This window comes from Mycolicibacterium sp. XJ870, assembly GCF_053483975.1.
In genome coordinates this window covers 19,840-43,393 of the sequence record NZ_JBEFTI010000011.1, presented here as the reverse complement: position 1 = coordinate 43,393, position 23,554 = coordinate 19,840, and the positions used below count along the sequence as shown (strand labels likewise).

The window sequence follows — 23,554 nt, the reverse complement described above, 5'->3', positions numbered from 1 at the left end:
TGGATGACCGCCGCCGTGTCCGGGGATGGACCGTCATTGCTGCGGCTGGAAAAAACCAGCCTGCGTGAACAGGCTCTCTCGGCCTTGCGTCGTGCGATCACCACGGGCCAGCTGCAGCCGGGTACCCACCTGGTCGAGACCGATCTGTCGGATGCGCTGCAGATCAGTCGTGGCACGCTGCGCGAAGCGATGCGTCAGTTGCAGCAGGAGGGCCTGATCTCCGCTGGGGCGCGCGGCCGCCTGTCGGTGCGGCACCTCGACACCAAGGAGATCAAGGACATCTTCGACGTGCGTGCGGCGCTGGAATCGCTGGCGGCAAGCGAACTGGCTTCTCGCGAGGATCGTGCGGACGCGGTGGCGGCACTGCGCGCGGCGGTGGCCGACATGGAGCGTTGGGCGGCGTCCAACCTCGAGGACCGGATCGAGGCCGATCTGAAGTTCCACCGCACTATGTGTCAGCTGTGCGGCAACGAGACCCTGCTGCATTCGTGGTCGTCGTTGGAGGGCAGCATCCGGATGTCGATCATGTACGCCGGGGTCGAGCGGGCGCTGCGAAACATGGACGCCAAACGGCATCTGGAGATCGTCGAGGCCATCGAGTCCGGCGATGCCGCCGCCACGGCAGCAGCGGTGCGCGACCACATGTGCACGGCCGCAGCAGTTTTAGTGAGCTGAGTCTTCCGTCGCGACGAGCCGGCGCACCCCATAGACCGCAGCCCCAACCGCCACCACTGCCAGCCCGGTCAGCACCGAGGGCAGCGGCAAGGTGAACGCCAGCACCAGGCAGCCGACCAGGCCGAGCGCGGGTATCACCCTGCCTCCCAGCGTCCAGGCCGAAGCGTTGGCGATCGCGTAGTACAGCAGTACCGCGAACGAGGAAAAGCCGATCGCCCCACGCAGATCGGCGAACGCGGCAAGGATCGCCACCGCGACCCCGACGGTGATCTCGGCCCGGTGTGGGCTGCCGAACCGCGGATGCACGGCGGCCAGACGGTGGGGAAGATGATGGTCGCGGGCCATCGCCAGCGTCGTGCGTGACACTCCGAGGATCAGTGCGAGCAGCGACCCCACCGCCGCCACCGCGGCGCCCACCCGCACCACTGGCTGCCAGCTCCCGGCGCCTGCTGCTGTGACGGCGTCAGCCAAGGCTGCCGGCGCCGACGCCAGTCCGGTGCTGCCGAGGATGGCCAGCACCGCGACGGCGACGACGGCGTAGACGATCAGCGCAATGCCCAGCGCGATGGGAATCGCCCGGGGGATTGTGCGGGCGGGGTCGCGAACCTCTTCTCCGAGGGTGGCGATGCGGGCGTACCCGGCGAATGCGAAGAACAACAGTCCGGCTGCCTGTAGTACGCCGCCGACGGTGACATCGTCAGCCAGCGCCAAGCGCCCCAGATCGGTTTCACCGGAACCGAACACGATCACCACCACTGCAGCCAGTACTGCGAGCACGAGCGCGACGATCGTCCTGGTGAGCATGGCTGACTTCTGGATACCGGCGTAATTGACCACCGTCAGCGCCACCACCGCGCCCACCGCGACGGCGTGCGCCTGATCCGGCCACAGATAGACCCCGACCGTCAATGCCATCGCTGCGCACGACGCGGTCTTGCCGACGATGAAACTCCAGCCCGCGGTGTAGCCCCAGAACTCGCCGAGCCGTTCCCGGCCGTAGACGTAGGTACCGCCGGATTGCGGGTAGCGTGCCGCCAGCCGGGCAGACGACATCGCGTTGCAGTACGCGACCAGCGCTGCCACCGCCAATCCGACGAGCAGGCCCGTTCCGGCCGCCGCTGCCGCCGGACCCAGCGCCGCGAAGATGCCGGCCCCGATCATCGATCCCAGTCCGATGGTGACGGCGTCGACGGTGCCGAGTCGACGCTGCAGGCCGCCGGGCGTAGTCACGCCCGCGATACTAAGTCACTTGGTGTCGCGGTTCGGGATCAGCGATTCGTGGGCCGACGATGTCGCGGCCCGGACCAGCACCGCGAGCAGGGCCAGCGATCCGATCGCCACGACCGGAATGGTCCACAGTCGCCGCGTCATCAGTGCTGAGCCGCACTTGTCGACGTACTCGTTGCCTGCGGCACTGGCCTGGTCGAGGTGAGCCGAAAAGGATGTTCCACAAGGGATCTGCATGCCGTATCGATCGAAGTCGGCCAAATAGACCGACATGCTCATCAGGTACAGGCCGAGGGCCAGGATGACCGCACCGGCGATCCCGATGTACACAGCACGGAAACTCATTGACTTCCTTTCACGTCATGCAAACATCGGTGAACACCAGCACCGGCCAGGAGACGATCGATCCGAGGAATGACACCACCGCGTCGAGGCCGCCCAGATGGCGCAGATGTTCGACGTGGGTGCCGGACCAGATCAGCCCGATCAGCAGATAGGGCACACCGAGAACGACCGCCGCGACGATCAGTTCGCCGACGGCGACTCGGTACGCCAGCAACTTGCGCATCCTGACAAGCACGGGACCCCCATCCGCCCAGAGTCCGGTATATGTTAACCATCATTCTGCTAGGTGTGGCTGTTTTGACCGGATCCGTAGGTCCGTTTATGGTGTCGACATGGCGCGCACCCCGCCCGGTCCGACCGTGAGTGGCGCTAGTGGTGTGCGGCGCCGGCCGAAGGACCGAAAAGCCCAGATAGCGCGGGCATCTGGGGAGGAATTCAGCGCACTGGGCTACCACGGGGTGAGCATGGAGGCCATCGCCTCGCGCGTCGGTATCTCGGCTGCCGCGTTGTATCGGCACTATTCGAGTAAGTACGAGTTGTTTCGCGACGCGGTGCTCAACCTCGGCCAGCAACTGGTTGACAGCACGGCGTTCGCCGATGCCGCCGCGACTGAGACCGAAGATGCCGAGCCGCGTGAGCAGTTGCGCCTTCTGGTCGCCGCGCTGACCGATACCGCGTTGGCCAACCGGGAATCCGGCGGGTTGTACCGCTGGGAAGCGCGCTTTCTGACCGGGGACGACCAGACCGCGCTGGACGCGCAGATGCGAACGGTGCACCACCGGATCCATCGGCCACTGCAGGCGCTTCGGCCCGAACTGGGCTCGCGTGAGCGCTGGACACTGTCGACGGCGGTGCTCAGCGTGCTCGGCAGCATTGTCGATCACCGGGCCAAACTGCCGGCCGGCCAGATCCGTGAGGTGCTTGCCGAGATCGTCGACACTGTCCTGGCCGCGGACCTGCCCGCGCTTCCCGATGCCGACGACAGCGTGGCCGCACCGGCGCGGGCCGCGGTGAGCGCCACCAAATATGAAGCGCTGCTGAGCGAATCGATGCGGCTGTTCAATCAGAATGGCTACCGCGACACCACCATGGAGGCCATCGCGGCGGCTGTCGGGATGCCCGCGTCAGGAATCTATCGATACTTCTCCGGCAAGGCCGACATCCTTGCCGCCGGGTTCCGCCGGGCTGCTGACCGGTTGTCGGCCGACATGGCCGAGATCTTGGGTTCCGTCGACGATCCCGAGCAGGCGCTGTCGGCACTGATCGACGATTACGTCGCCCGGTCGTTCGACCGTCCGGAACTGGACTACGTCTACTACACCGAGCGCCTCAACATGGCCCCCGCCGACCAGAAGATTCTGCGCGATCTGCAGCGGTCGGCCGTCGAGGCGTGGGTGGATATGGTCACGCCGGTACGGCCGCAGTGGTCTGCGGGTCAGGCACGGTTCGCGGTTCATGCTGCGATGGCTTTGGTGATCGACCTTGGCCGGTTGATGGAATACCAGAACTCGGAACAGCCGCGGGCCGTGGTCGCGGCCATGGTCGATCAGACGTTGCTGGGCCGCTACCGGTTACGGACGGCGTTACCTGCCAGGTAGGCCACATAGCCGAGCGTGCCGATGGTGGCCAGCTTGCGAGTCTTGGGTAGCAGGAGCCCAAGGCCGATGGCGGTCTCGATGCCGCCGTTGGTGTAGATGTGCTTCTGCGTGTCCTTGGGGAACGCCGGTTTGGTGATCGACTCGAACAGCTGCGGCTTCACGAAATGTGAGACACCGGCGCCTACCACGCCGAGGCCGACGATCTTGGCCAGCTTGGAGTTGTTGCCCTCTGCCATGTGTGATCCTCTCTGATCAGGCAAATGTGTAGTCGCTCAACGGGAATCGTGAGGCTTCTGCGACGGCCCGGCGGGTCGTCATCGGTCGGAGCAGCGTTGCCTCGCCGCTCGGGTTGAAATAGTACGACCGCGCCGATGCGCAGTTGCCGAGGGTGAACAGGGAATCGCCCAGCGCCTCGGTCATCCGGTCCAGATATCGGCTGTTGGCTTCCTCGGTGACCTCGAAGGTGGTGGCTCCGCGGCGCTTCACTTCCGTGAACAACCGGTTCATCAGCCGCATCTGGTATTCCATGGTGTTGAAGAAATTCAGGCCGAGGAACGCGTACGGGCTGGCCAGGCTCAGGAAGTTCGGGAAGTACGGCATGGAGACACCCTGGTAGGCCTGGAACCTGGTTTCGCGCCACCACTTTCCGAGGTTACGACCCTGTCGTCCGATCACCTCGATGGCAGGGAAGTTGGCTTCCCACAGGTCGAACCCGGTGGCCAGCACCAGGGTGTCGATGACCGTCTTGCTGCCGTCCGCGTTGACGATGCCGTCGGGCTCGATGCGCTCGATGCCGTCGGCCTGCAAGTGCACATGCTGCCTGGTGAACGCGCGGTAGTAGCCGTTGGAGAACGTCGGCCGCTTGCAGCCGAAGTCGTAGTCGGGGGTCAGTTTGCGGCGCAACTCGGGGTCGCGGATCGAGACGAACCGGTGCAGCTTGGCCAGGTCGGCCGCGGCGATGTTGAGCCGGTAGAAGTGCCGGTGCTTGAGCACCGCGGTGTCGACCATGAACGCGTAAATGCCGTCGGTGATGGCGCGCACCACCCGTTGGGTGAGCGGGATCCGGGCGAACAGCCGCTTGGCTCGGTGACCGAACCGCAGGTCGACCTTGGGCACCACCCAGATCGGCGTGCGCTGATAGACCGTCAGATCGGCCACGCGCTTGGCCAGTTCTGGGATGAGCTGTACCGCGGTGGCCCCGGTCCCGATGATCGCGACGCGGCGGCCGTCGAGATCGCAGTCGTCGTCCCAGTCGGTGGTGTGGATGACGTCGCCGCCGAAGTTCGTGATCCCCGGAATGTCCGGGGTGTGCGGCTGCGACAGGAAGCCGGTGGCAGTGAACAGGTAGCGGGCGATGAGCGTCTCGCCATCGGCGAGGGCAACGCGCCAGACGTCGGCGTCCTCATCCCAGCGGGCGCCGTCGACGGCTGCGTTGAACCGGATGTGGCGGCGGACGTCGTACTTGTCGGCCACGTCGTCGGCGTACTGCTTGATCTCGGTGCCGGTGGAGAACAGTCGCGACCAGTTCGGGTTGGGCTCGAAGAAGTACGAGTACGTGGTGGTCGGCACGTCGACGGCCAGCCCCGGGTAGTGGTTGACGTGCCAGGTGCCGCCCAGATCGTCCTCGCGGTCGAGGATGACGAAGTCCTCGATGCCCATCCGCTTGAGCTGGATGGCCGCACCGATCCCGGCGAACCCCGCCCCGACGATGACCGCGTCGTATGGCCCTGGACTCATGCCGCAAACAGTACCGCAGGTACCGGGTACTTTGTCGAGAGGCTCGGGCCCGTGCTAACCATCCTCCGGGCGGACGTCGGCGAAGATGCCGCGAAGCATTCCTGTGGCCTCGCCAATTTCGATGAGGTAGCCGTCTGGGTCGCGCAGGTAGCACCGAATCTCGGCCTTACGGTCGATGGGTTCGGTAAGAAACTGCACTCCTTTGGCTTTCGCGTTGGCGTAGAACGTCGCAATGTCGGCGACGCGGACGTTCAGGAACGAGGAAATCCGATCACCTGGCTCGGGGGGAGCGAGGGTGACCTCGGGTTTGTCCGGCGTCGGGCCGCCGCCGGGGTTCATGATGATCCAACTGTTCGCGACTTTGACGATGGCCGGGTTCTCCTCCAGTACCACCCGACCGCCGAAGATGTCCGCGTAGAAATCGCGCGAGCGCGCGACGTCGCGCACCGCCAGGAAATGCGTCACGACAAGTCCCTCGTCGGGAGCTGGTAGATCGGGATTGGTCATGGTCTCACCGTTGCAGGCCCCCGTCGGCCCAGCGCAGCGGATCGTCCTCAAGGGCCGCCCGGTCCCAGTCGGCCAGGTCGGCCGCGGCAGCGTAGGTGGACTGTAGAAACTCCAGTAGGGCACGGTCGGGGTCGGCGGACTTCCGCACTGCTTCGTAGGGCAGCAGGAACTGCTTGAAGTCGGGGCTGTAGAACGCTGCATCCGGGCCGATGCGATAGTCGGCGAACCCTTCCGGCTCGGGATATGCGTAGGCGTAGAACGCGCCCTCTTCACCACCACCCGGCCAGAAACCGCAACTGCTCAACTCGTGGGAATACCCCTCCACCATCACCCAGTCGCCGCAGTTGGGTGCACCGCCGGGATGTTCGGGTGCGGGACGGCCGGAAAATCTGGTGCAGGCCATGTCGAATGAACCCCAGAAGAAGTGCACGGGGCTCACCTTGCCGACGAAATGCGAACGGAATTCGCTGATCACCCGGTGCGCCTGCACCAGTTGGCGCCAGAACAGGCGGGCGGCGTCAGGGTCGTAGGACGCGTGCTGGTGATCTTCGGCAAACGGAATGGCGGGGTCGACCTCGTTGGGTTGGGCGGAAATGCGCGCCTGGATGCCCAATTGTTCCAGTGCGGACAGGGTTTCGGCATAGAACTCGGCGACAGATTTCGGTGCCAACGCGACGGTGCGCGATCCGCCATCGCTGGTGCGGATAGCAAGAACATGATCGATGAAGTCAAACTCCATGTCGAACAACAGGTTTCCGTACGGAATCGACGATGTGGTCAACCCGCGTGGACTCACATAAAACGTCACCTGCCACCAGTGATTCAACAGGGGCGAATGCGCCAGGCGGATCTTGCCGACGATCTGGGTCCACATGTGCAGGGTGTCGCGCGTCGGCTCCCAATCCGACACCCGAAGTGCTGGCCAACCGTTATCGGTGGACGTCATCTTCCCAACCATACTGAACTCGCCCGTGCGCCGTGCCAGGATGGTGATCATGACTGTCGTTCTGGTACACGGTAATCCGGAGACCGACGCGATTTGGGGCCCGCTGGTCGACGCGCTCGGTCGCGACGACGTGGTGAGGCTGTCACCGCCGGGTTTCGGAACCCCGCTACCCGACGGCTTCTCGGCCACCTATCTCGCCTACCGGGATTGGCTCGAAGGCGAGTTGGCGGGTTTCGACGAACCCGTCGACCTGGTGGGGCACGACTGGGGCGGCGGCCATGTCGTGAACGTGGTGATGCATCGACCGGAACTTGTGCGCAGCTGGGCCAGCGATGTCGTCGGACTTTTCGACCCGGAGTATGTCTGGCATGACATGGCCCAGGTATGGCAGACGCCGGGCGAAGGCGAGCAGCTTGTCGAAAGCATGCTGATCGGCACGGTGCAGGAGCGGGCGGAACGCATGTCCTCGTTCGGCATACCCCTGGACACCGCGATCCAGATGTCGCCGCACCAGGGGCCGGACATGGCACGGGCGATCCTGGCGTTGTACCGCTCTGCGCGCCAGCCGGCGATGGCGGAGGCGGGCCGTGATCTTGAGGCGGCCTCAGCCCGACCGGGATTGTCACTGTTGGCCGCCGAGGATCCCTTCATCGGATCGAACGACACGCGGCGACGGGCGGCCGACCGGGCGGGAGCTCGCACCGAGGTGCTCGACGGGCTCGGCCACTGGTGGATGTTGCAGAATCCGGCCCGCGGGGCGCGTGCCCTGACCGATTTCTGGGAAACGCTCGGCTGAAGCGTTGGGGGCATCATTCGTTTATGGCGAAGTCGTTCACCCTGGTCCAGCTGAGGTACTTCACGGCAGTCGCGAGGCGCGAGAACATGCGGGTGGCCGCGCTCGAGCTCAACGTGGCCCAGTCCACGCTGTCGGCAGCCATCCACCAGCTGGAGCGCGAGGTCGGGGTCGAGCTGTTTCAGCGCCTGTCCAGCCGTGGCCTGCGCCTGACCGGGGAGGGGCGCAAGCTGCTTGTCGGAGCCAGGACGGTGCTGGAGGACGCGGACCAGCTCTACAACGCGGTGCGCGCCGAGCGGGAGGAGCTGGTCGGCGACCTGGTGGTGGGCATCTTCTCGCCGATCGCGCCGTTCCACGCGCCCGCGATCCTGACCGCTCTGGAGCGACGGCACCCGGGAATCAGTGTGAGCTTTCTCGAAGGTGACCAGGAGACGCTGATCCGCGCCTTGACCGACGGCACCTGCGAGATCGCTGTGATGTACGACCTCGGGGTCGGAGCCGAGTTCGATTACCGCGTGCTGGAACGGATACCGCCGCACTTGCTGGTCGCTGTGGACCACCCGCGGGCCGCCCATCCGGAGATTCCGGTGCACCTGCGGGACTTCGAGGACGAGCCGTTCATCCTGCTGGACCTCAAGCACAGCCGCGAGTACTACCTCGACATGTTCAAACGCCTTGGGTTGAGGCCCCGCATCAGGCACTTTGTCGCCGGGTATGAAACGGTCCGGTCGTATGTGAGTTTGGGGCACGGTTACTCCATCCTGAACCGGCGGTTGGCGCACGACATGACCTACGCCGGGGCGCGGGTGGTTCCCCTGAAGATGGCCGATGACCTGCCGCCTATCGAAGTAGCCCTGGTCCGAGTGAAGGGCGAGCGGCCGACGCGCAAATCCCTGGCCTTCGAAGAGGTCTGTGTGGACTTGCACGCGCGGGCGTCCGAACGCGACAAGTGATCGGTTTCTCCGAACACGGTATGCAATCTTTTTCGTTGGACTTGTGTGGGCTGAGTCACGAAACTGGACGCACAGTGTTACCCGGCTCTTGCGATAGAGCCCCACGACGATCTGAGAGCTTCCATGACCATGACGGATCAGGAACGCGCCACGGCGACCCTTACCCAGCCGATGCCTGAGCAACGTAGCTCCGGCATGCAGAAACGGGTGCTGGCCGGTGGCAGCATCGGGCAGTTCATCGAGTTCTACGACTTCACCCTCTACGGCATATCCGCCGTGACCCTGGCCAGTCTGTTCTTCCCCGGCGGCAGCACGCTGGCCGGCCTGCTCGCCACCTTCGCCACCTTCGGCGTCGCCTTCCTCATGCGGCCGCTCGGTGGCCTGTTCTTCGGGGCGCTGGGCGACCGCATCGGTCGTCGCAAAGTCCTGTTCATCACGCTGGTCTCGATCGGCCTCGCCACCGCCCTGATCGGGCTGTTGCCCACGTACGCGAGCATCGGGGTGGCCGCCCCGATCCTGTTGGTGCTCTGCCGGCTGGCGCAGGGATTCTCTGCCGGAGGTGAATCGGTCGGAGCACCCGCATTCGTATTCGAGCATGCTCCGCTCGACAGGCGCGGCTTCTGGCTCAACGTCACCATTGCCGCGACCGCCCTGCCGTCAGTGGTCGGCGGGACCCTGATCCTGGTGCTGTCATCGACGATGTCGTCGGAGGCGTTCACGTCGTACGGCTGGCGCATCCCCTTCCTGCTCGCGCTGCCGCTGGCCATCTTCGGCGTGTGGATCCGCGCCAAGACCGAGGAATCAGAGGCGTTCAAGCAGGTGCTGGCCAAGCACGAGCACAAGGAATACAGCCCGATCCGACAGGCGTTCCGCGAGAACAAGGTTCGCATGTTGCAGGTCATCTTCGTGATGGGCCTGACCGCCATGGGCTTCTACTTCCTGTCGGGCTACTTCGTGTCCTACGTCCAGACCACCGGCGATCTCAGCCGCAATCAGTCCCTGCTGGCCAATGCGGTCGCGATGGCCTTCTACGCACTGCTGCTGCCTGTTGGCGGGATCATCGGTGACCGCGTCGGCCGCAAGCCGATGCTGATCGCCGGGTCAGCGGCGATCGCGGTGCTGTCGGTCCCGTGCTTCATGCTGGTGACGAGTGGTTCGCTGGCGCTGGCGATGGTCGGCCAGTTGTTGTTCGTGATCCCGCTGTGCATCTATGGCGGCGGCTGCTACACCTTCTTCGTCGAAATCTTCACGACCGAGACCCGATTCACGTCCGCGGCGATCAGCTACAACGTCGCCTACGCGATCTTCGGCGGTACCGCGCCGTTCATCGGAACGATGTTGGTCTCCACGATCGGCATGAACGCCGCGCCCGGTTACTACATGGCTGCAGCCGCCGTCATCGTCCTTCTCCTGCTGGTGTTCACCCAGGTTCCGGAGACCCGCCGGCGCATCGGCTGATCGCACCCGCTACTCGAATAAGCCTTTACCGCAAGGAGATCCATCATGCGTGCTGCCCAATTCCTCACCGACTTCCACCATGTGGCGACGTTCGGCGCCACCGAGAACGATGGCGTCGACCGGCAGGCCGCGACACCCGAAGACAAGCTGAGCCGCGACTGGTTCGGCGCCTTCGCGGCCCAGCGTGGCTGGGAGCTACGGGTGGACGGCATCGGCAACATGTTCGCGCTGCTGGAGTTCGTCCCCGGCGCTCCCTACGTACTCATCGGATCGCACCTGGATTCCCAGCCGCTCGGCGGCCGCTTCGACGGAGCCTATGGCGTCATCGCCGCACTGCACGCCGCGGAGCGGGTCGCCGACCGAGTCACCGAGGAGCGCGCCGACGTCCAATACAACCTCGCCGTCGTGAACTGGTTCAACGAGGAGGGCGGTCGCTTCGCCCCGTCGATCATGGGCTCCTCGGTGTTCGCCGGTCTCATGCCCGAGGCCGAGATGCTGCAGGTCCGCGACCTGTCCGGCACCACTGTTGCCGATGCGTTGGAGGCCATCGGCTACCGCGGCGCCGATCCACGTCCCGAGGTGGCCGGGTACGCCGAGATTCACATCGAGCAGGGCCGCATCCTGGAACGCGAGGGCATCGCACTGGGCGCCGTGGACTACTCCTGGTACACCCAGAAGCTGGACATCGAGGTGCTGGGGGAGCAGTCGCACACCGGTGCCACCGCGATGGCCGATCGCCACGATGCGCTTGTGGCCGCCAGCAAGGTCGTCCTGCTGGTGCACGACGTGACCAACCAGTTCGAGGACGAGGCCATCGTCTCCTCGGTCGGCCGGTTCACCGTGGAGCCCAATTCGCCGATCGTGGTGGCCAGGCGCGTGCACATGGTTGCCGACCTGCGTTCCGCGTCGCCCGAGAATGTCGCTGCGGCGCGGTCCAGCCTGCTTGCCGACATCGCTCAGATCGCTCAGGACCACGACATTCGAATCAACGTGCGCGACTTCGACATTCGTGACATCCAGCACTATCCGCAGGCCGGCATCCAGTTGATCGAGAAGGTCGCGGCGGACCTGGGGCTGAGCGTTCGGCCCATCCGTACGATGGCCGGTCACGACTCGGTGGCGATGAACCGCATCGTTCCGACGGTCATGATGTTCATCCCCTCGGTCGACGGCGTGAGTCACTGCGAGCGGGAGTTCAGCACCGACGACGACATGGCCGCCGGGGTGGACGCCCTGACCGGGGTGGCCTGGGAGATGGTCAACGGAGCACTCGCCGTCGAGGCGAACGCGTGACGGATACGACGACGATGACGCCGCTGGGCTATCTGAGCGCTACCGAAGCGCTGGAAGCCTTTCGCCGACTGGACTTTTCGCCGCTCGATGTGCTCGAGGCGCAGATCCGGCAGATCGAGACCTACAATGGCGACACCGCCACCGGCATCAACGCCTTCACCGAGACGCTCTTCGACGACGCCAGGGTTCAGGCTCGCCGGGCGGCCGACACCTACGCGCGGTGCGCCACCACCGGACAGCAGCCGCCGGCATTGCTGGGGCTGACGGTGGCCACCAAAGAGAAGCATGGCATTGCGGGCCTGACCCTCGAACAGGGTTTGGCGGCGCATCGGGGGCGGCGCGCCGATCATGACCACCCGGTGGTGGAACGGATCAAGGCGGCCGGCGGAATCATCCACGCGCGCACCACAAGCCCAGAGTTCAGCTGCGCCACCGTCACTCACTCCCCGATGTGGGGCATCACCCGGAACCCGTGGAACCTGCAGACCTCACCGGGTGGATCCTCGGGCGGCGCGGGCGCGTCCCTCGCCGCGGGGTTCACCACCTTGGCCACCGCGTCCGACATCGCCGGATCCACCCGCATCCCAGCCGGTTTCACCGGCACCGTCGGCTACAAGGCGCCGTTCGGAAGGATCCCCGGACTGCCGCCGTTGGCCGCCGACTGGTACCGGGGAGACGGGCCGATGGGCCGCACCGTCGCCGACGTGGCGCTGCTGAGTTCGGTTATGTCGGGGCAGCACCCGGCCGACCACGCCTCCTGGGGTCCCAACGGCCAGATCCCTGCGCTCGACGGGGGTGTCCAGGGTCTGCGGATCGGCCTTGCCACCCGACTCGGCGACTACCCGGTCGCCGCCTCCATCGCCGAGAACACCCACGCTGTGGCAGCGGCGTTAGAGCAGGCCGGCGCCGAAGTTGTCCTCGTCGAACTGCCCTGGACAACGGCGATGGTCAGGGAGACGATCTTCGCGCACTTCGGGCATATCCTCGGGCCCGCCATGGCCCGGGAGACGGCCGGCACCGAGCGGGAACTCGCCGCTTACACGCGCCGCTTCATCGAGGATGCGGCGGCTGCGGCGCGGCGGTACTCGCTGCTCGATTCGCTGGCGATGGACGCCCGGATGCGGGGCGAACTGGCAGCAGGCATGAGCGGAGTCGACGTGCTGCTGTGCCCGACGTCCGCGGTGACCTCACTGCAGGCCGACGGTGACTACCTCGACGGAATCGACACCGGCTCCGGCCATCTCGAGCACTACTGGGAAGGGCACATGACGAGTCCGTTCAATGTGGCGAATCATTGTGCGGTGCTCTCGGTGCCCAGCGGGATGTCCGAGGAGGGCGTCCCCACGGGCGTGCAGGTGGTCGGCCACCCGCACAATGAGGCGACGGTGTTCCGGGTTGCGCAGGCGGTGGAAGACCTCGTCGGATTCGCCGGGTGTCCCGACCTGGACCGCAGGTAACCTGCGAGGCAGTGCTCGTTAGCCTCGATGCCGCTTGCTCCAGATCGACGCAACGGTCGAAGTTCTGCGAATTCTCCAGCCATTGCGTCGGTTTCGAGGATTGTCACCTCGCCGTGATGCGGGCCGGGATCGGCGCCGCGGCGATCACGGTGAAGGGCGTCTCCACCGGGAAGTCGTCGTCGAGGGATTCGACCGACACCTCGCGGACGATGGTGGCTAGCGCCAGGGTGGCCTCCAACATCGCGAAGTGATCACCCACGCAGGATCGCGGCCCACCGCCGAATGGCAGGTATTGCCAGCGGTTTCGGCCCGCAGAACGTTCGGGTGTGAACCGATCCGGGTCGAAGGCCGCCGGGTCGTCCCATAGTGCTGGGTCACGGTGCATGGAATAGAAGCTGACGAACGCGATCGTGCCGGCTTCGGCACGATAGCCGTCGACCGTCATGTCCTCGTTGAGAACCCGCATGGTGCCCGCGCCCGGTGGGCACAGCCGCAACGATTCGTGCAGCACCCGCACGGTGTACTCCAGGCGAGGCACATCCTCCGGTGTCAGTGTCCGGGTTCCGAGCGCAGCCACCTCGTCGTGCACCCGGGACTGAATATCGGGATGATGACCGAGCGCCCACAACGAGTAACACAGTGTGGTCGACGTCGTGTCATGCCCGGCGAGTATGAAAAGCACGAGTTCATGGCAGATTTCGTCATCGGTTAGTTGCCGGCCGGTGTCCGGGTCGCGGGCGTCGATGAGCGCTTGCACCAGGGGCGCGTCCCGATCGGGATCGGCGCGGACCGCGTCGAGGATCTCGGCGGCCAACTGGTGCAGGCGAGCATTGGCGGCGCGGGCCCGCCGCTGGCCGCCGGTGGGGAACCACTGCGGGAAATTGACCGGGCGGACCGCACGATCGGCGACCCAGGACAGCGCGGAGCGTAACGCCGGTCCCACCTCGTCGGCGCGTTCATCCAGATCCAGGCCGAAAACCGAACGGCCCAGGGCCCGCAGCGTCAGCGCACGGCACGCGGTGTCCAGATCGATGGTGTCACCGTCGGTCCAGCCGTCGGCGAGTGATTGCGCGGCCGCCGCCATGTGTCCGGCGTAGCGGGGGACGTGGCGTTTGGTGAACATCGGCTGCAGCGTGCGTCGGCGCGGTAGCCACCGGTCGTGCGGCAGATTCAGCAGATTGCCGCCCATGAGCCGATGCAACTCGACCATCGTGCGGGCGCCGCCGCGGTCGGCGATCGCGTCGGGCCGGCCGAGCACGTCGCGCGCACCCTGCGGCGAAGAGATCAGCAGAGCGGGTGGAATCATCCAGCGCGGCCCCAGGACGATGCGGCTGACCGGGCCGCCCGCGTCGTGCAACTGCTGAAATCCGTCGATAAAGGAGCGCAGGGCTTTCACCTGCTGCCGGTAAGGCAGGGGATTACGGGGTGCCAGCGGCAGGGAGTGCGTCGCCGGGAGGCTTTCGATCTCGACCATGCGTCGAGTGTCTGGCCGGGCCGAACTGCAGGCCTAGAGTAGTCCGTTACTCCAATTTCCCCGTACGGGGATTTTGGCTGGCCGCGATGCAGGTCACCATTCGGTCACCGCTTTGCCAGGAATCGGCCGTCGGGTACAGCACCAGCAGCCGGTTGGCTGGATCGTCCACCGCCGCGGGCGAGTATTCAGCCAGTGCCGGGCCGCACTTGTCGGTGTACTTGATCACCTCGGCATCCCCTGGGAAGGCGCCGTCCGGCATCAGCATCACCGCGAAGACCTCGCCCTTGTGTGGCTGGTCGCACGAGACGGTTTGCACATAGAGCACTCGGGTGCTGTCCGGGATCTCCGCCAGGCAGTCACCGGTCTTGACTTCGGTCGCCTCGGTCGAGCCGCGGTCGCTCAAGAAGTAGAAGGCGGCGCCCGCTGCAACGACCAGCACCACGAGCGCAGTCACCCCGATCACCACCCACTTGAGCGTCGAAGACTTCTTCGGTGGGACCGGCAACGGTCCGGACTCGCTCGAGTACGGCTGCGGCGGAGGCGGTGGGTAACCGTGCCCTGGTCCGTAGGGCGGGCGGGGCCCGTACCCCGGCGGGCCTGGTGGAGTGGTCATGTCTCGACGATATCGAGCAGTCGCAGCGCCGCGTCCACCGCGAGGGCGGGCACGTTGAGCGTCTTGGAGCCGAGGTCGTGGCGCGCCCCGGTGATCGCGACCACCTCGGTGGGCCCACCGACCAACGCAGCGGCCGCGTTCACCTCGTCGAGGTTGCCGAAAGGATCCGCCGTGCCGTGGGTGAACACCGTAGGAGCCGCGATACGGGGCAGGTGTTCGGTGCGGGCACGTTCCGGCTTGCCGGGCGGGTGCACCGGATAGGAGAACAGGGTCAGCACATCGACGCCGAGGCCCTCGTCGGCGACGGCCATCGAGGTCATCCGGCCGCCGTACGAGTGCCCGCCGGCAATCACCGGGCCGTCGCCAAGGGTGCGCGCCAACGCCACCGCCTCGGCGATACCTTCGCGGTCACCGGCCGCTGAGCCCGATGGCGGTCCCTTGGGCCTGCGGCGGCGGTAGGGCAGGTTGTAGCGGATGGCCAGCCAGCCGCGCCCGGCCCACTCGTCGCAGATCCTGATCAGCAGCGGTGACTCGCGGCTGCCACCGGCGCCGTGCGTGAGCATCACGATGCCTTTCGGCGTCCCCTCGGGTTGGTGGGCGACGCCTGCAATGTCGTCGAGGTTCATTTCGCCAATCTGAAGAGTGGGGAAACCGGCCCGTGTCCGTGGCCAAGGGGGTAGGCCGCCCGGATACATTCGGTGATCCAGGACTTCGCGAACTCGACCGCATCGGGAACCGAATACCCGTGTGCCAGAGCACATGCCGTGGCCGCGGCCAGCGTATCGCCGGCGCCGTGGTCGTTGCCGGTGTCCACGCGTGGCGCGTCGAACTCGTAGAAACCGCTGCCGTTGAACAGCACGTCGGGGCTGGCCGCCGACGACCGTAGATGCCCGCCCTTGACCAGTGCCCACTGCGGACCCAAGGCATGCAGTGCGCGTGCCGCCTCCCGCTGGCTGGCCGAGTCGATAACTTCAATGCCGGTGAGCAGCCGCACCTCGTCGAGGTTGGGTGTCACCAGGGTCGCCAGCGGGAACAGGTCCGTGCGCAGCGCATCGAGGGCGCTGGGGTGCAGCAGCGGATCGCCGTGCATCGACGCGCACACCGGGTCGACCACCAGGGGAACGTTCTGGAGTCCTTCGGCGCGCCACGTCTCGGCGATCGTGGTGATGATCTCCGAGGACGCCAACATGCCGGTCTTGGCCGCCTGGATGCCGATGTCGGTGACGACGGCGCGCATCTGGTCAGAAACCACGGCGAGCGGGATCTCGTGAAAACCCTTGACGCCCACCGAGTTCTGCACGGTCACCGCGGTCACCGCCACACAGCCGTGCAACCCCAGCATGGCGAAGGTCCGCATGTCGGCCTGGATGCCCGCACCACCGCCGGAATCGGACCCGGCGATGGTCATAACCCGCAGTGGTGTGTGGCCGGCGGGGGCCAAGGACAAGTAGTTCACGAGGTCAAGGGTAGATAAACCCGATTGCCGTGTTCGGCGAACTCCTGCGACTTGCCCTTCATCGCGTCGCGAATATCCTGCGTGATGCGCATCGAGCAGAACTTCGGCCCACACATCGAGCAGAAGTGCGCAGTCTTGGCGGGCTCGGCGGGCAGCGTCTCGTCGTGGAACTCGCGCGCGGTGTCGGGGTCCAGCGACAGCGCGAACTGATCGTGCCACCGGAACTCGAACCGGGCCTTGGACAACGCGTCGTCACGCTGCTGCGCCAGCGGATGCCCCTTGGCCAGGTCGGCTGCGTGAGCGGCGATCTTGTAGGCGATCACCCCGTCCTTGACGTCCTTGCGGTCCGGCAGGCCGAGGTGCTCTTTCGGGGTGACGTAACACAGCATCGCGGTGCCGGCCTGGGCGATGATCGCCGCGCCGATCGCCGAGGTGATGTGGTCGTAGGCCGGTGCGATGTCGGTGGCCAGCGGGCCGAGCGTGTAGAACGGCGCCTCTTCGCAGAGCTCCTCTTCGAGCCGCACGTTCTCCACGATCTTGTGCATCGGGACGTGCCCGGGGCCTTCGATCATCACCTGCACGCCATGAGATTTGGCGATCTTCGTCAGCTCGCCGAGGGTGCGCAGTTCGGCGAACTGGGCTTCGTCGTTGGCGTCGGCGATCGATCCGGGCCGCAGGCCGTCACCGAGTGAGAAGGTGACGTCGTAGCGGGCCAGGATCTCGCAGAGCTCGTCAAACTTGGTGTACAGGAACGACTCGGTGTGATGCGCGAGCATCCAGGCCGCCATGATCGAGCCGCCGCGGGACACGATGCCGGTGACCCGGTTGATCGTCAGCGGGATGTAGCGCAGTAGCACCCCGGCATGCACCGTCATGTAGTCGACACCCTGCTCACACTGCTCGATCACGGTGTCGCGGTACGCTTCCCAAGTCAGCTTGGTGGGGTCCCCGTTGACCTTCTCCAGGGCTTGGTAGATGGGCACGGTCCCGACCGGAACGGGTGAGTTGCGCAGGATCCACTCCCGGGTGAGGTGGATGTCCTTGCCGGTGGACAGGTCCATGATGGTGTCGGCGCCCCAGCGGGTGGCCCACACCATCTTGTCGACCTCTTCGCCGATCGAGGACGAGACGGCCGAATTGCCGATATTGGCATTGACTTTCACCCCGAACGCCTTGCCGATGATCATCGGTTCGCTCTCCGGGTGGTTGTGGTTGGCCGGGATAACCGCCCGGCCACGCGCGACCTCGGCACGCACCAATTCCGGTGAAACACCTTCGCGTGCTGCGATATACGTCATCTCAGCGGTGATCTCACCGGACCTGGCCCGCTGCAGCTGAGTACCGCGATCGCGCACCACGCCCGGTCGTTGCGGCAGGCCGGCGGTCAGATCGATCACCGCATCGCTGTCGGTGTACGGGCCGGAGGTGTCGTACAGGTCGAGGTGCTCCCCGTTGGTCAGGTTCACCCGCCGGAACGGCACCCTGGCGCCGTCGACATACCGGTAGATCTTGCTGCTTCCGGTGATTGGGCCGGTGGTGACGGACGGGTCAACAACAACATCACTCATGAAAATCTCCCTACGCCGGCATTACCCGGTCAGGTTCGTACGGTCGACGGGCCTACCCGTCCTCTCAGCGCGCTCAGTGCGCGCTCCCGCGTGGATTTGGTTGTGCGGGACCCAACCTAGCGCAGTGAGGTGGCGATGGGAACCGGGATGCGCCGATTTCGACGTCAGGGTTGCACAAGCGTCGCCTACCATTGGTTGAGCCGATGGCGGCGGTACCTGGGGGTCCGATGGAGGTGCAGTCATGAGTACGTCCCCGCCACCTGAATCGCGACCGCCCGAGCCGATGTGGGATCAGCTGTTCGAGCTCAATGACGCTCGCCGCCGAGCCGCAACGCCTCAGAAGGTGAAGCGCAAACGGGCCAAGCTCGCCCTCGTGACCGCAGGCGCAGTCGTCGTAGTCGCTGTTGTGGCACTTGTGGCGTGGCTGGTGGCCTCTGGGCCGTCTGATGAAAGCTCCTCTACTGCAACGGAATCCAGTGAGGTGGCCGATCCAGACCAGATGCGGCTGGCCGATATGGTGCCGGCAGGCTATCCGCAGGACAGTTGCGTACCCGCGGCGTCGGCACCGGGAACTGCACTGGCTGCGGTGTCATGCGGGAGGAACACGGACCCCAACGGTCCGCCCTCGGCGACGTACACCCTTATGCCCGACAAGGCCGCGCTCACTGCCGCGTTCGAACAGGTCGTCGCATCATCCACCACGGTCGTGTGCCCGGGCCGGATTCAGTCGCCGGGCCCGTGGCGCCGCAACGCCACGCCCGATCAGATCAGCGGCATCCTGTTCTGCGGTATCCGACAGGGCCACCCCATGGTGGCCTGGACCGATGAAGCCAGGATGTTGCTGAGTCAAGCCCACGCCGACGCACAAGGCCCGACGTTCCCCGAGCTGTACGCCTGGTGGTCATCACACTCGTGACGGCCTGACTGCCGGCGACGCTGATTACGCCGCCGGCATCGCGAACGTCGTCAGGGCGTCGGCGCGACCTGGTTGCCCGCCGGAACGAGCGTCGGAATCCCGCCGGCCGTCAGCGGAGCCTCGCTGCCCGCCGGAACCGAGGGAGTCGTCGCCGGTGCTTCCGGAGCAGGAGCTGCGGGTGCAGGCGGGGCGGCCGGGTCAACGGGCGGTGCTGCCGGTGCCGGCGCCGGGGCTGGGGCTGCGGGTGCGCCCGGCGCGACAGGCGCGGATACCGGTGCCGGTGCGCCCGGCGCGGGCGTTGCGGCCGGCAGGTTTTCGGCGCCGGCCGGCAATGGGGTGCCCTGGCTGCCTTCAGGCAGAGGTGCGTCGGCGGGAACCGGGGCGTCGGCCGGCAATGGGGTGCCCTGGCTGCCCTCGGGCAGAGGTGCGTCCAACGTGGTGCCGGGGAGGTCGCTGGCCCGGGTGGCGGCGCCCGCTCCCGGGGCGGTGGCGACCGGGGCAGGCGCGTTGGCGGCAGGCACGGGCGCCGGAGCGGGAGCAGCGGCAGCCGGTGCGGTGGAAGCGGGAGCGGGTGCGGTCGCAACGGGTGCGGTCCGGACCGGGGCCGGGCGCGACGCAGCCGGTTGTGGCGCCGCGGGGGCGGTACCCGTCCAGGTCAGCAGGTCCGCGCCGCCTGCGTTGTAGACCACGCTGGTCGGCTTTTCGCCGGTGACGTCGAAATAGACCTTGCCGGTGGTCTTCTGGCCCTCGGACAGGGTCGCGGGGTTCACGCCCTGCGGCGTGGCGACCTGGAACAGCACGCGATAGTTCTGCCCGTCGGCTGCCCGGGCATTCAGGTTGGAGACGATCGGGGTAACCGAGCCCTCGATCGCTTCGTCGGTGGCCGTTGCCTCCCACAGCGTGCCACGGACCGCGTAGGGGATCGTGTCGGTGCTCGGCTTGAGATCGCTGATCGTCCAGGCCTGCACGACGTCGCCGTTCTCCAATTTGGCCTGGCCGCCGATCTGGCTGCTGGCCGTTGCGGCGGCGTCGGCGGCGGCGTCGGCGAATGCGGTCGCGACGCCCACCGTGCCTGCTGCTCCGGCCGCGGCCAGGGCTGCAGCCAATGCGGCGGTCAGCTCAGAGATTTTCATCGTGCGGATCACTCCCTTAGTCGTCTGTTGACGGCTTCCCCCGAACCGGGCGGTCACCTGCGAGCGAAGCTAGCAGTCGCGATTATCGTACGGAACCTTTATCACCGCCGGGTGCACTATTTTCGCCGCGGCACTGGTTCATCTGCAGTTCAGCCGAGCTCCACCAGAACTGGGGCGTGGTCGCTGGGAGACTTACCCTTGCGCTCCTCCCGGACGATCTCGGCGTGGGTCACCCGTTGGGCCAGAGCGGGGGAGCCGAGAATGAAGTCGATCCGCATCCCCTGACGCTTCGGGAACCGCAGCCGCGTGTAATCCCAGTATGTGTAAACCCCCGGACCTGGGGCGAAAGGCCGCACCACGTCGGTGAATTGGGCCTCGACGATGGCGGTGAACGCGGTCCGCTCCGGCACGGTGACGTGGGTGGAGCCGACGAAGAAGTCGACGTCCCAGACATCCTCGTCGGTGGGCGCGATATTCCAGTCACCAACCAGGGCGATCTGCGCCTGGGGGTCTTCGGTCAACCATTTCAGTGCGTTATCCCGAAGCGCGGCAAGCCATTCCAGCTTGTAGGCGTAGTGCGGAGAGTCGACGGTACGCCCGTTCGGGACGTACAGGCTCCACACCCGCACGCCGCCGCACGTCGCGGCCAGGGCCCGCGCTTCGGCCGCTGCCTCCCACGCGGGTTGACTGTCGAAGCCGAGCTGCACGTCGTCGAGGCCGACGCGTGACGCGATCGCCACGCCGTTCCACTGGTTGTGTCCGTGGTGGACTACCTCGTAGCCGAGAGCGGCGAACGGCATGGCGGGAAACTGGTCGTCGGAGCACTTTGTCTCCTGCATCGCCAGTACGTCGACGTCGGCGCGCTCAAGCCAATCGGTGACCCGGTCGACGCGGGCGCGGATCGAGTTGACGTTCCAGGTGGCCAGCCGCATGGGCTAGAGGGTACGGCTCAAACCCCCAGTGGCAGCAGATCGCCTGCCGCCACATAGCGGGTCTGATGGTGCAGGCGGAACCCCAGCGCGGTGTACAGCGCGATTGCCGGTGCGTTGTCGACCTCGACCTGGACGTACGCGCGTTGGGCGCCCGTCTCGGCTCCCCATGCCAGCAGCGCCTCACACACCGCGCGGGCGTGGCCCTGCCGTCGCCGCCCGGGCGCGACGCGCACCGAGGAGATGCCAAGCCACCGGGTGCCGTCCGGCGCAGGCGTCACCGCACCCCGCCCGACCGCGCAATCGGCGACCGAGGCGAACGTCAGCACGCCGCCGACCACGGCGGTCAGGACATCGACGGGTACGTCGCGTTCGTAGCGGCCGAGCCAGGCTGCGTCGGGGCGCGCCTGGAAGGTGGCCGACACCGGGACCGGGTCTGTCGGAACATCGCGCACCATGACGCGGGCCGGCTTGATGCCCTCGGCGCGCACCGGCAGCAGCCGCTCGGGCAGGGCCAACCAGGCAGGCAGGTCGCGGGCGCGGTACCAGTCGACGACCGCGGGAAGGTCCGCGATCTGCGCTGAAGGATCAAGCGGTATAGCCGAGTTGCCGCGGCTGGTGACGCCGAGCCCCGCGCGCAGGAACCAGCCGCGGTGCCACTGCTGTTCGACTCCCGGCCACCCGAGCGCGGCCGCATGCTCGACTGCGCGGATCTCTGAGGCCCGCACTGGCGTGTGCGAAAGCTCACGGACGCTGACGATGTCGTCGGGTGCGACGTCGACCAGTTCGCCGGACTTGGTGCGCACAAGCACGGTCGGCGCGACCTGCTCGACATGGCCGATGACGTCGGTGAGCGGCTTGACCGAGTCGGGCGGGAGGCGATAGCGCAGGCTGACCCGGGTGCCCACCGCAGGTAGTGCGGGCATCAGTGACCGAACGGGTCGGGGTCCTCGCCGGGATTCCAGGACAGCCCGGGAACGCCCCAGCCGTTGCGTTTCACCGCTCGTTTGGCGGCGCGGGCGTGTCTGCCCACGAGCTTGTCGAGGTACAGGAATCCGTCGAGGTGTCCGGTCTCGTGCTGGAGCATGCGGGCAAACAGATCCGTGCCCTCCAGAGTGATGGGTGAACCGTCGGCGTCCAGGCCCGTAACCCGCGCCCAGTCGGCCCTGCCGGTGGGGAAATTCTCACCAGGAACCGACAGGCAGCCTTCCTCGTCGTCCTCGGGATCGGGCATCGTCTCGGGAACTTCGGAGGTCTCCAGCACCGGATTGATGATCACGCCGCGGCGGCGGGTGGTGCGGCCGCGGGTGGGGGCGCAGTCGTAGACGAACAACCGCTTGGCGACGCCGATCTGGTTGGCTGCCAGGCCAACCCCATTCGCGGCGTCCATGGTGTCGTACATGGTCTGGATGAGCTCGGGCAGATCTGCGGGCAGCGAACCATCCGCGCCGACCGGAACCGGCTCGGTCGGCGCGTGCAGAACAGGATCTCCGACAATGCGAATCGGTACGACAGCCATGGCTGGAGAGCTTATGTGAGCCGACTCGCGGGCTTAGGTGTCACCTCAGGCCAGCAAGCCGTGGTTGAATTACGGCCGAACCACAGCGATGTCATTTCTCGAGTGTCGGAAGGGTCCAGGGAGCAATATGGACGGCGCCATGGCGCGGACTGAGCAATCCGGGGACGACTCTGATCTGACCGATGGGCTCACCCGGCGTGAACACGATATTTTGGCGTTCGAACGCCAATGGTGGAAGTACGCGGGCAGCAAGGAAGACGCGATCAAAGAGCTGTTCTCCATGTCGGCCACGCGGTACTACCAGGTGCTGAATGCGCTTGTCGATCGGCCGGAGGCGCTTGCTGCCGATCCGATGTTGGTCAAGCGGCTGCGCCGGCTGAGGGCCAGCCGGCAGAAGGCCAGGGCCGCGCGGCGGCTCGGCTTCGACATCACTTAACGGTCACGGCGTGACGGTTCGGGCGTTTCGCTCGATACAGTGGACGCGATGAATCAGCGAGAGTCCTCCGGGCTGCCCCTGCGCGCCATGGTCATGGTGCTGTTGTTCCTCGGGGTGGTGTTCCTGTTGGTCGGGTTCCAGGCACTCGGCTCCGACGACGACTCCTCGGATCAGGAATCGACGGTGGCCACCGCCACGACGACCACTGCCACGAAGGCCTCGCCGACGGCCGAGCCGGAACCCGCAGCCAAGCCCGACGTCCGGGTTTACAACATCTCCGAGGTCGCCGGCGCGGCCGAGGGCACCGCGAACCGGCTGCGTGAGGCGCAGTGGAACGTCACCGAGACCGGAAACCTCACCCTGGACGGGGTCGCCGGCACCACGGTGTACTTCGGCGAAGCTCCGGGCGAGCAGGCGGCTGCCGATGACGTGGGCCAGCTGCTGCAGGCCCCGGTCGAACCGCGTCGTCCAGAACTTGCCGAGCAACCACCGGGCGTGATCGTGGTAGTCACCGGTTAGGC

The 23,554-nt window shown here is 66.5% G+C and carries 26 protein-coding genes and 1 riboswitch; of the genes, 10 read left to right on the top strand and 16 right to left on the bottom strand.

The window, feature by feature from the left end; all coding sequences use genetic code 11:
- Nucleotides 1–15: 15 nt before the first annotated feature.
- Complete coding sequence (locus tag ABQF30_RS27405) at nt 16–675, top strand: GntR family transcriptional regulator (protein WP_448470078.1); 660 nt, start codon at nt 16–18, stop codon at nt 673–675.
- Here ABQF30_RS27405 and ABQF30_RS27400 read toward each other — a convergent pair.
- The 3 genes from ABQF30_RS27400 to ABQF30_RS27390 are packed head-to-tail and all read right to left on the bottom strand — an operon-like array spanning nt 664 to nt 2,482.
- Nucleotides 664–1,905 (bottom strand): APC family permease, encoded by a 1,242-nt coding sequence (locus ABQF30_RS27400; protein WP_448469802.1) that lies wholly within the window; start codon nt 1,903–1,905, stop codon nt 664–666. The two genes, ABQF30_RS27405 and ABQF30_RS27400, sit on opposite strands and share 12 nt — an antisense overlap.
- Nucleotides 1,906–1,920: 15 nt before the next feature.
- The gene (locus ABQF30_RS27395; protein ID WP_448469800.1) at nt 1,921–2,247 is read right to left on the bottom strand and encodes a hypothetical protein; all 327 of its coding nucleotides are present in this window, start codon (nt 2,245–2,247) and stop codon (nt 1,921–1,923) included.
- Between the two features lie 10 nt (nt 2,248–2,257).
- The gene (locus ABQF30_RS27390) at nt 2,258–2,482 is read right to left on the bottom strand and encodes a hypothetical protein (RefSeq protein ID WP_448469799.1); all 225 of its coding nucleotides are present in this window, start codon (nt 2,480–2,482) and stop codon (nt 2,258–2,260) included.
- 97 nt (nt 2,483–2,579) lie between these two features.
- On the opposite strand from ABQF30_RS27390, the gene ABQF30_RS27385 reads away from it, so the two are divergent.
- Entirely contained in the window at nt 2,580–3,845 is a 1,266-nt protein-coding gene (locus ABQF30_RS27385) for a TetR/AcrR family transcriptional regulator (protein WP_448469797.1), read from the top strand.
- Here ABQF30_RS27385 and ABQF30_RS27380 read toward each other — a convergent pair.
- The 4 genes from ABQF30_RS27380 to ABQF30_RS27365 are packed head-to-tail and all read right to left on the bottom strand — an operon-like array spanning nt 3,812 to nt 7,035.
- Entirely contained in the window at nt 3,812–4,081 is a 270-nt protein-coding gene (locus ABQF30_RS27380) for a DoxX-related protein (protein WP_448469795.1), read from the bottom strand. The two genes, ABQF30_RS27385 and ABQF30_RS27380, sit on opposite strands and share 34 nt — an antisense overlap.
- 16 nt (nt 4,082–4,097) lie before the next feature.
- Nucleotides 4,098–5,582, bottom strand: a complete 1,485-nt coding sequence (locus ABQF30_RS27375; RefSeq protein ID WP_448469793.1) for a flavin-containing monooxygenase — start codon at nt 5,580–5,582, stop codon at nt 4,098–4,100.
- Nucleotides 5,583–5,636: 54 nt separating this feature from the next.
- Nucleotides 5,637–6,089: a VOC family protein gene (locus tag ABQF30_RS27370; RefSeq protein WP_448469791.1), complete on the bottom strand. Its 453-nt coding sequence runs from the start codon at nt 6,087–6,089 to the stop codon at nt 5,637–5,639.
- A 4-nt stretch (nt 6,090–6,093) separates the two neighbouring features.
- Nucleotides 6,094–7,035: a DUF5996 family protein gene (locus tag ABQF30_RS27365; RefSeq protein ID WP_448469789.1), complete on the bottom strand. Its 942-nt coding sequence runs from the start codon at nt 7,033–7,035 to the stop codon at nt 6,094–6,096.
- Between the two features lie 49 nt (nt 7,036–7,084).
- Between ABQF30_RS27365 and ABQF30_RS27360 the strand changes: the two genes are divergently transcribed.
- The 5 genes from ABQF30_RS27360 (at nt 7,085) to ABQF30_RS27340 (ending at nt 12,989) form a co-directional block, all read left to right on the top strand.
- Nucleotides 7,085–7,831, top strand: coding sequence for an alpha/beta fold hydrolase (locus tag ABQF30_RS27360; protein WP_448469787.1), 747 nt, complete (start codon nt 7,085–7,087; stop codon nt 7,829–7,831).
- Nucleotides 7,832–7,854: 23 nt separating this feature from the next.
- Nucleotides 7,855–8,781, top strand: a complete 927-nt coding sequence (locus tag ABQF30_RS27355; protein ID WP_448469785.1) for a LysR family transcriptional regulator — start codon at nt 7,855–7,857, stop codon at nt 8,779–8,781.
- A gap of 123 nt (nt 8,782–8,904) precedes the next feature.
- A complete protein-coding gene (locus ABQF30_RS27350; protein ID WP_448469783.1) occupies nt 8,905–10,239 on the top strand; it encodes an MFS transporter in 1,335 nt (444 codons plus the stop codon).
- Nucleotides 10,240–10,284: 45 nt separating this feature from the next.
- The gene (locus ABQF30_RS27345) at nt 10,285–11,532 is read left to right on the top strand and encodes a M20 family metallo-hydrolase (RefSeq protein ID WP_448469781.1); all 1,248 of its coding nucleotides are present in this window, start codon (nt 10,285–10,287) and stop codon (nt 11,530–11,532) included.
- On the top strand, nt 11,529–12,989 hold the full coding sequence (locus ABQF30_RS27340; RefSeq protein WP_448469779.1) for an amidase: 1,461 nt from the start codon (nt 11,529–11,531) through the stop codon (nt 12,987–12,989). Before ABQF30_RS27345 ends, ABQF30_RS27340 begins: the two co-directional genes overlap by 4 nt.
- A 103-nt stretch (nt 12,990–13,092) precedes the next feature.
- On the opposite strand, the gene ABQF30_RS27335 is transcribed toward ABQF30_RS27340, so the two are convergent.
- The 5 genes from ABQF30_RS27335 to thiC all read right to left on the bottom strand — a co-directional run bounded on the left by ABQF30_RS27335 (nt 13,093) and on the right by thiC (nt 18,100).
- Nucleotides 13,093–14,463, bottom strand: coding sequence for a cytochrome P450 (locus tag ABQF30_RS27335; protein ID WP_448469777.1), 1,371 nt, complete (start codon nt 14,461–14,463; stop codon nt 13,093–13,095).
- 46 nt (nt 14,464–14,509) lie between these two features.
- A complete protein-coding gene (locus tag ABQF30_RS27330) occupies nt 14,510–15,076 on the bottom strand; it encodes a septum formation family protein (RefSeq protein ID WP_448469775.1) in 567 nt (188 codons plus the stop codon).
- Nucleotides 15,073–15,702 carry an alpha/beta hydrolase family protein gene (locus tag ABQF30_RS27325; RefSeq protein WP_448469773.1) on the bottom strand — a complete coding sequence of 210 codons (630 nt, stop codon included), beginning with the start codon at nt 15,700–15,702 and terminating at the stop codon, nt 15,073–15,075. The genes ABQF30_RS27330 and ABQF30_RS27325 overlap by 4 nt, the downstream gene beginning before the upstream one ends.
- Entirely contained in the window at nt 15,699–16,484 is a 786-nt protein-coding gene (gene thiD, locus ABQF30_RS27320; RefSeq protein ID WP_448470076.1) for a bifunctional hydroxymethylpyrimidine kinase/phosphomethylpyrimidine kinase, read from the bottom strand. The genes ABQF30_RS27325 and thiD overlap by 4 nt, the downstream gene beginning before the upstream one ends.
- 44 nt (nt 16,485–16,528) lie before the next feature.
- Nucleotides 16,529–18,100 (bottom strand): phosphomethylpyrimidine synthase ThiC, encoded by a 1,572-nt coding sequence (gene thiC, locus ABQF30_RS27315; RefSeq protein ID WP_448469771.1) that lies wholly within the window; start codon nt 18,098–18,100, stop codon nt 16,529–16,531.
- Nucleotides 18,091–18,200, bottom strand: a riboswitch (TPP riboswitch). Its footprint overlaps the gene before it by 10 nt.
- 141 nt (nt 18,201–18,341) lie before the next feature.
- On the opposite strand from thiC, the gene ABQF30_RS27310 reads away from it, so the two are divergent.
- The gene (locus ABQF30_RS27310) at nt 18,342–19,016 is read left to right on the top strand and encodes a hypothetical protein (RefSeq protein WP_448469769.1); all 675 of its coding nucleotides are present in this window, start codon (nt 18,342–18,344) and stop codon (nt 19,014–19,016) included.
- Between the two features lie 50 nt (nt 19,017–19,066).
- Here ABQF30_RS27310 and ABQF30_RS27305 read toward each other — a convergent pair whose 3' ends face one another.
- From ABQF30_RS27305 to ABQF30_RS27290, 4 genes are all read right to left on the bottom strand, one after another.
- Nucleotides 19,067–20,149, bottom strand: coding sequence for an MPT63 family protein (locus ABQF30_RS27305; RefSeq protein WP_448469767.1), 1,083 nt, complete (start codon nt 20,147–20,149; stop codon nt 19,067–19,069).
- Nucleotides 20,150–20,298: 149 nt separating this feature from the next.
- Nucleotides 20,299–21,081 (bottom strand): exodeoxyribonuclease III, encoded by a 783-nt coding sequence (locus ABQF30_RS27300; RefSeq protein ID WP_448469765.1) that lies wholly within the window; start codon nt 21,079–21,081, stop codon nt 20,299–20,301.
- A 17-nt stretch (nt 21,082–21,098) separates the two neighbouring features.
- Nucleotides 21,099–22,004 (bottom strand): N-acetylglutamate synthase, CG3035 family, encoded by a 906-nt coding sequence (locus ABQF30_RS27295; protein ID WP_448469763.1) that lies wholly within the window; start codon nt 22,002–22,004, stop codon nt 21,099–21,101.
- On the bottom strand, nt 22,004–22,597 hold the full coding sequence (locus ABQF30_RS27290) for a peptide deformylase (RefSeq protein WP_448469761.1): 594 nt from the start codon (nt 22,595–22,597) through the stop codon (nt 22,004–22,006). Before ABQF30_RS27290 ends, ABQF30_RS27295 begins: the two co-directional genes overlap by 1 nt.
- A gap of 127 nt (nt 22,598–22,724) precedes the next feature.
- On the opposite strand from ABQF30_RS27290, the gene ABQF30_RS27285 reads away from it, so the two are divergent.
- Together ABQF30_RS27285 and ABQF30_RS27280 are read left to right on the top strand one after the other, a co-directional pair.
- Nucleotides 22,725–23,033, top strand: a complete 309-nt coding sequence (locus ABQF30_RS27285; protein WP_448469759.1) for a nucleoid-associated protein NapA — start codon at nt 22,725–22,727, stop codon at nt 23,031–23,033.
- Nucleotides 23,034–23,081: 48 nt separating this feature from the next.
- Nucleotides 23,082–23,552, top strand: coding sequence for a LytR C-terminal domain-containing protein (locus ABQF30_RS27280; RefSeq protein WP_448469757.1), 471 nt, complete (start codon nt 23,082–23,084; stop codon nt 23,550–23,552).
- Nucleotides 23,553–23,554: the final 2 nt, after the last annotated feature.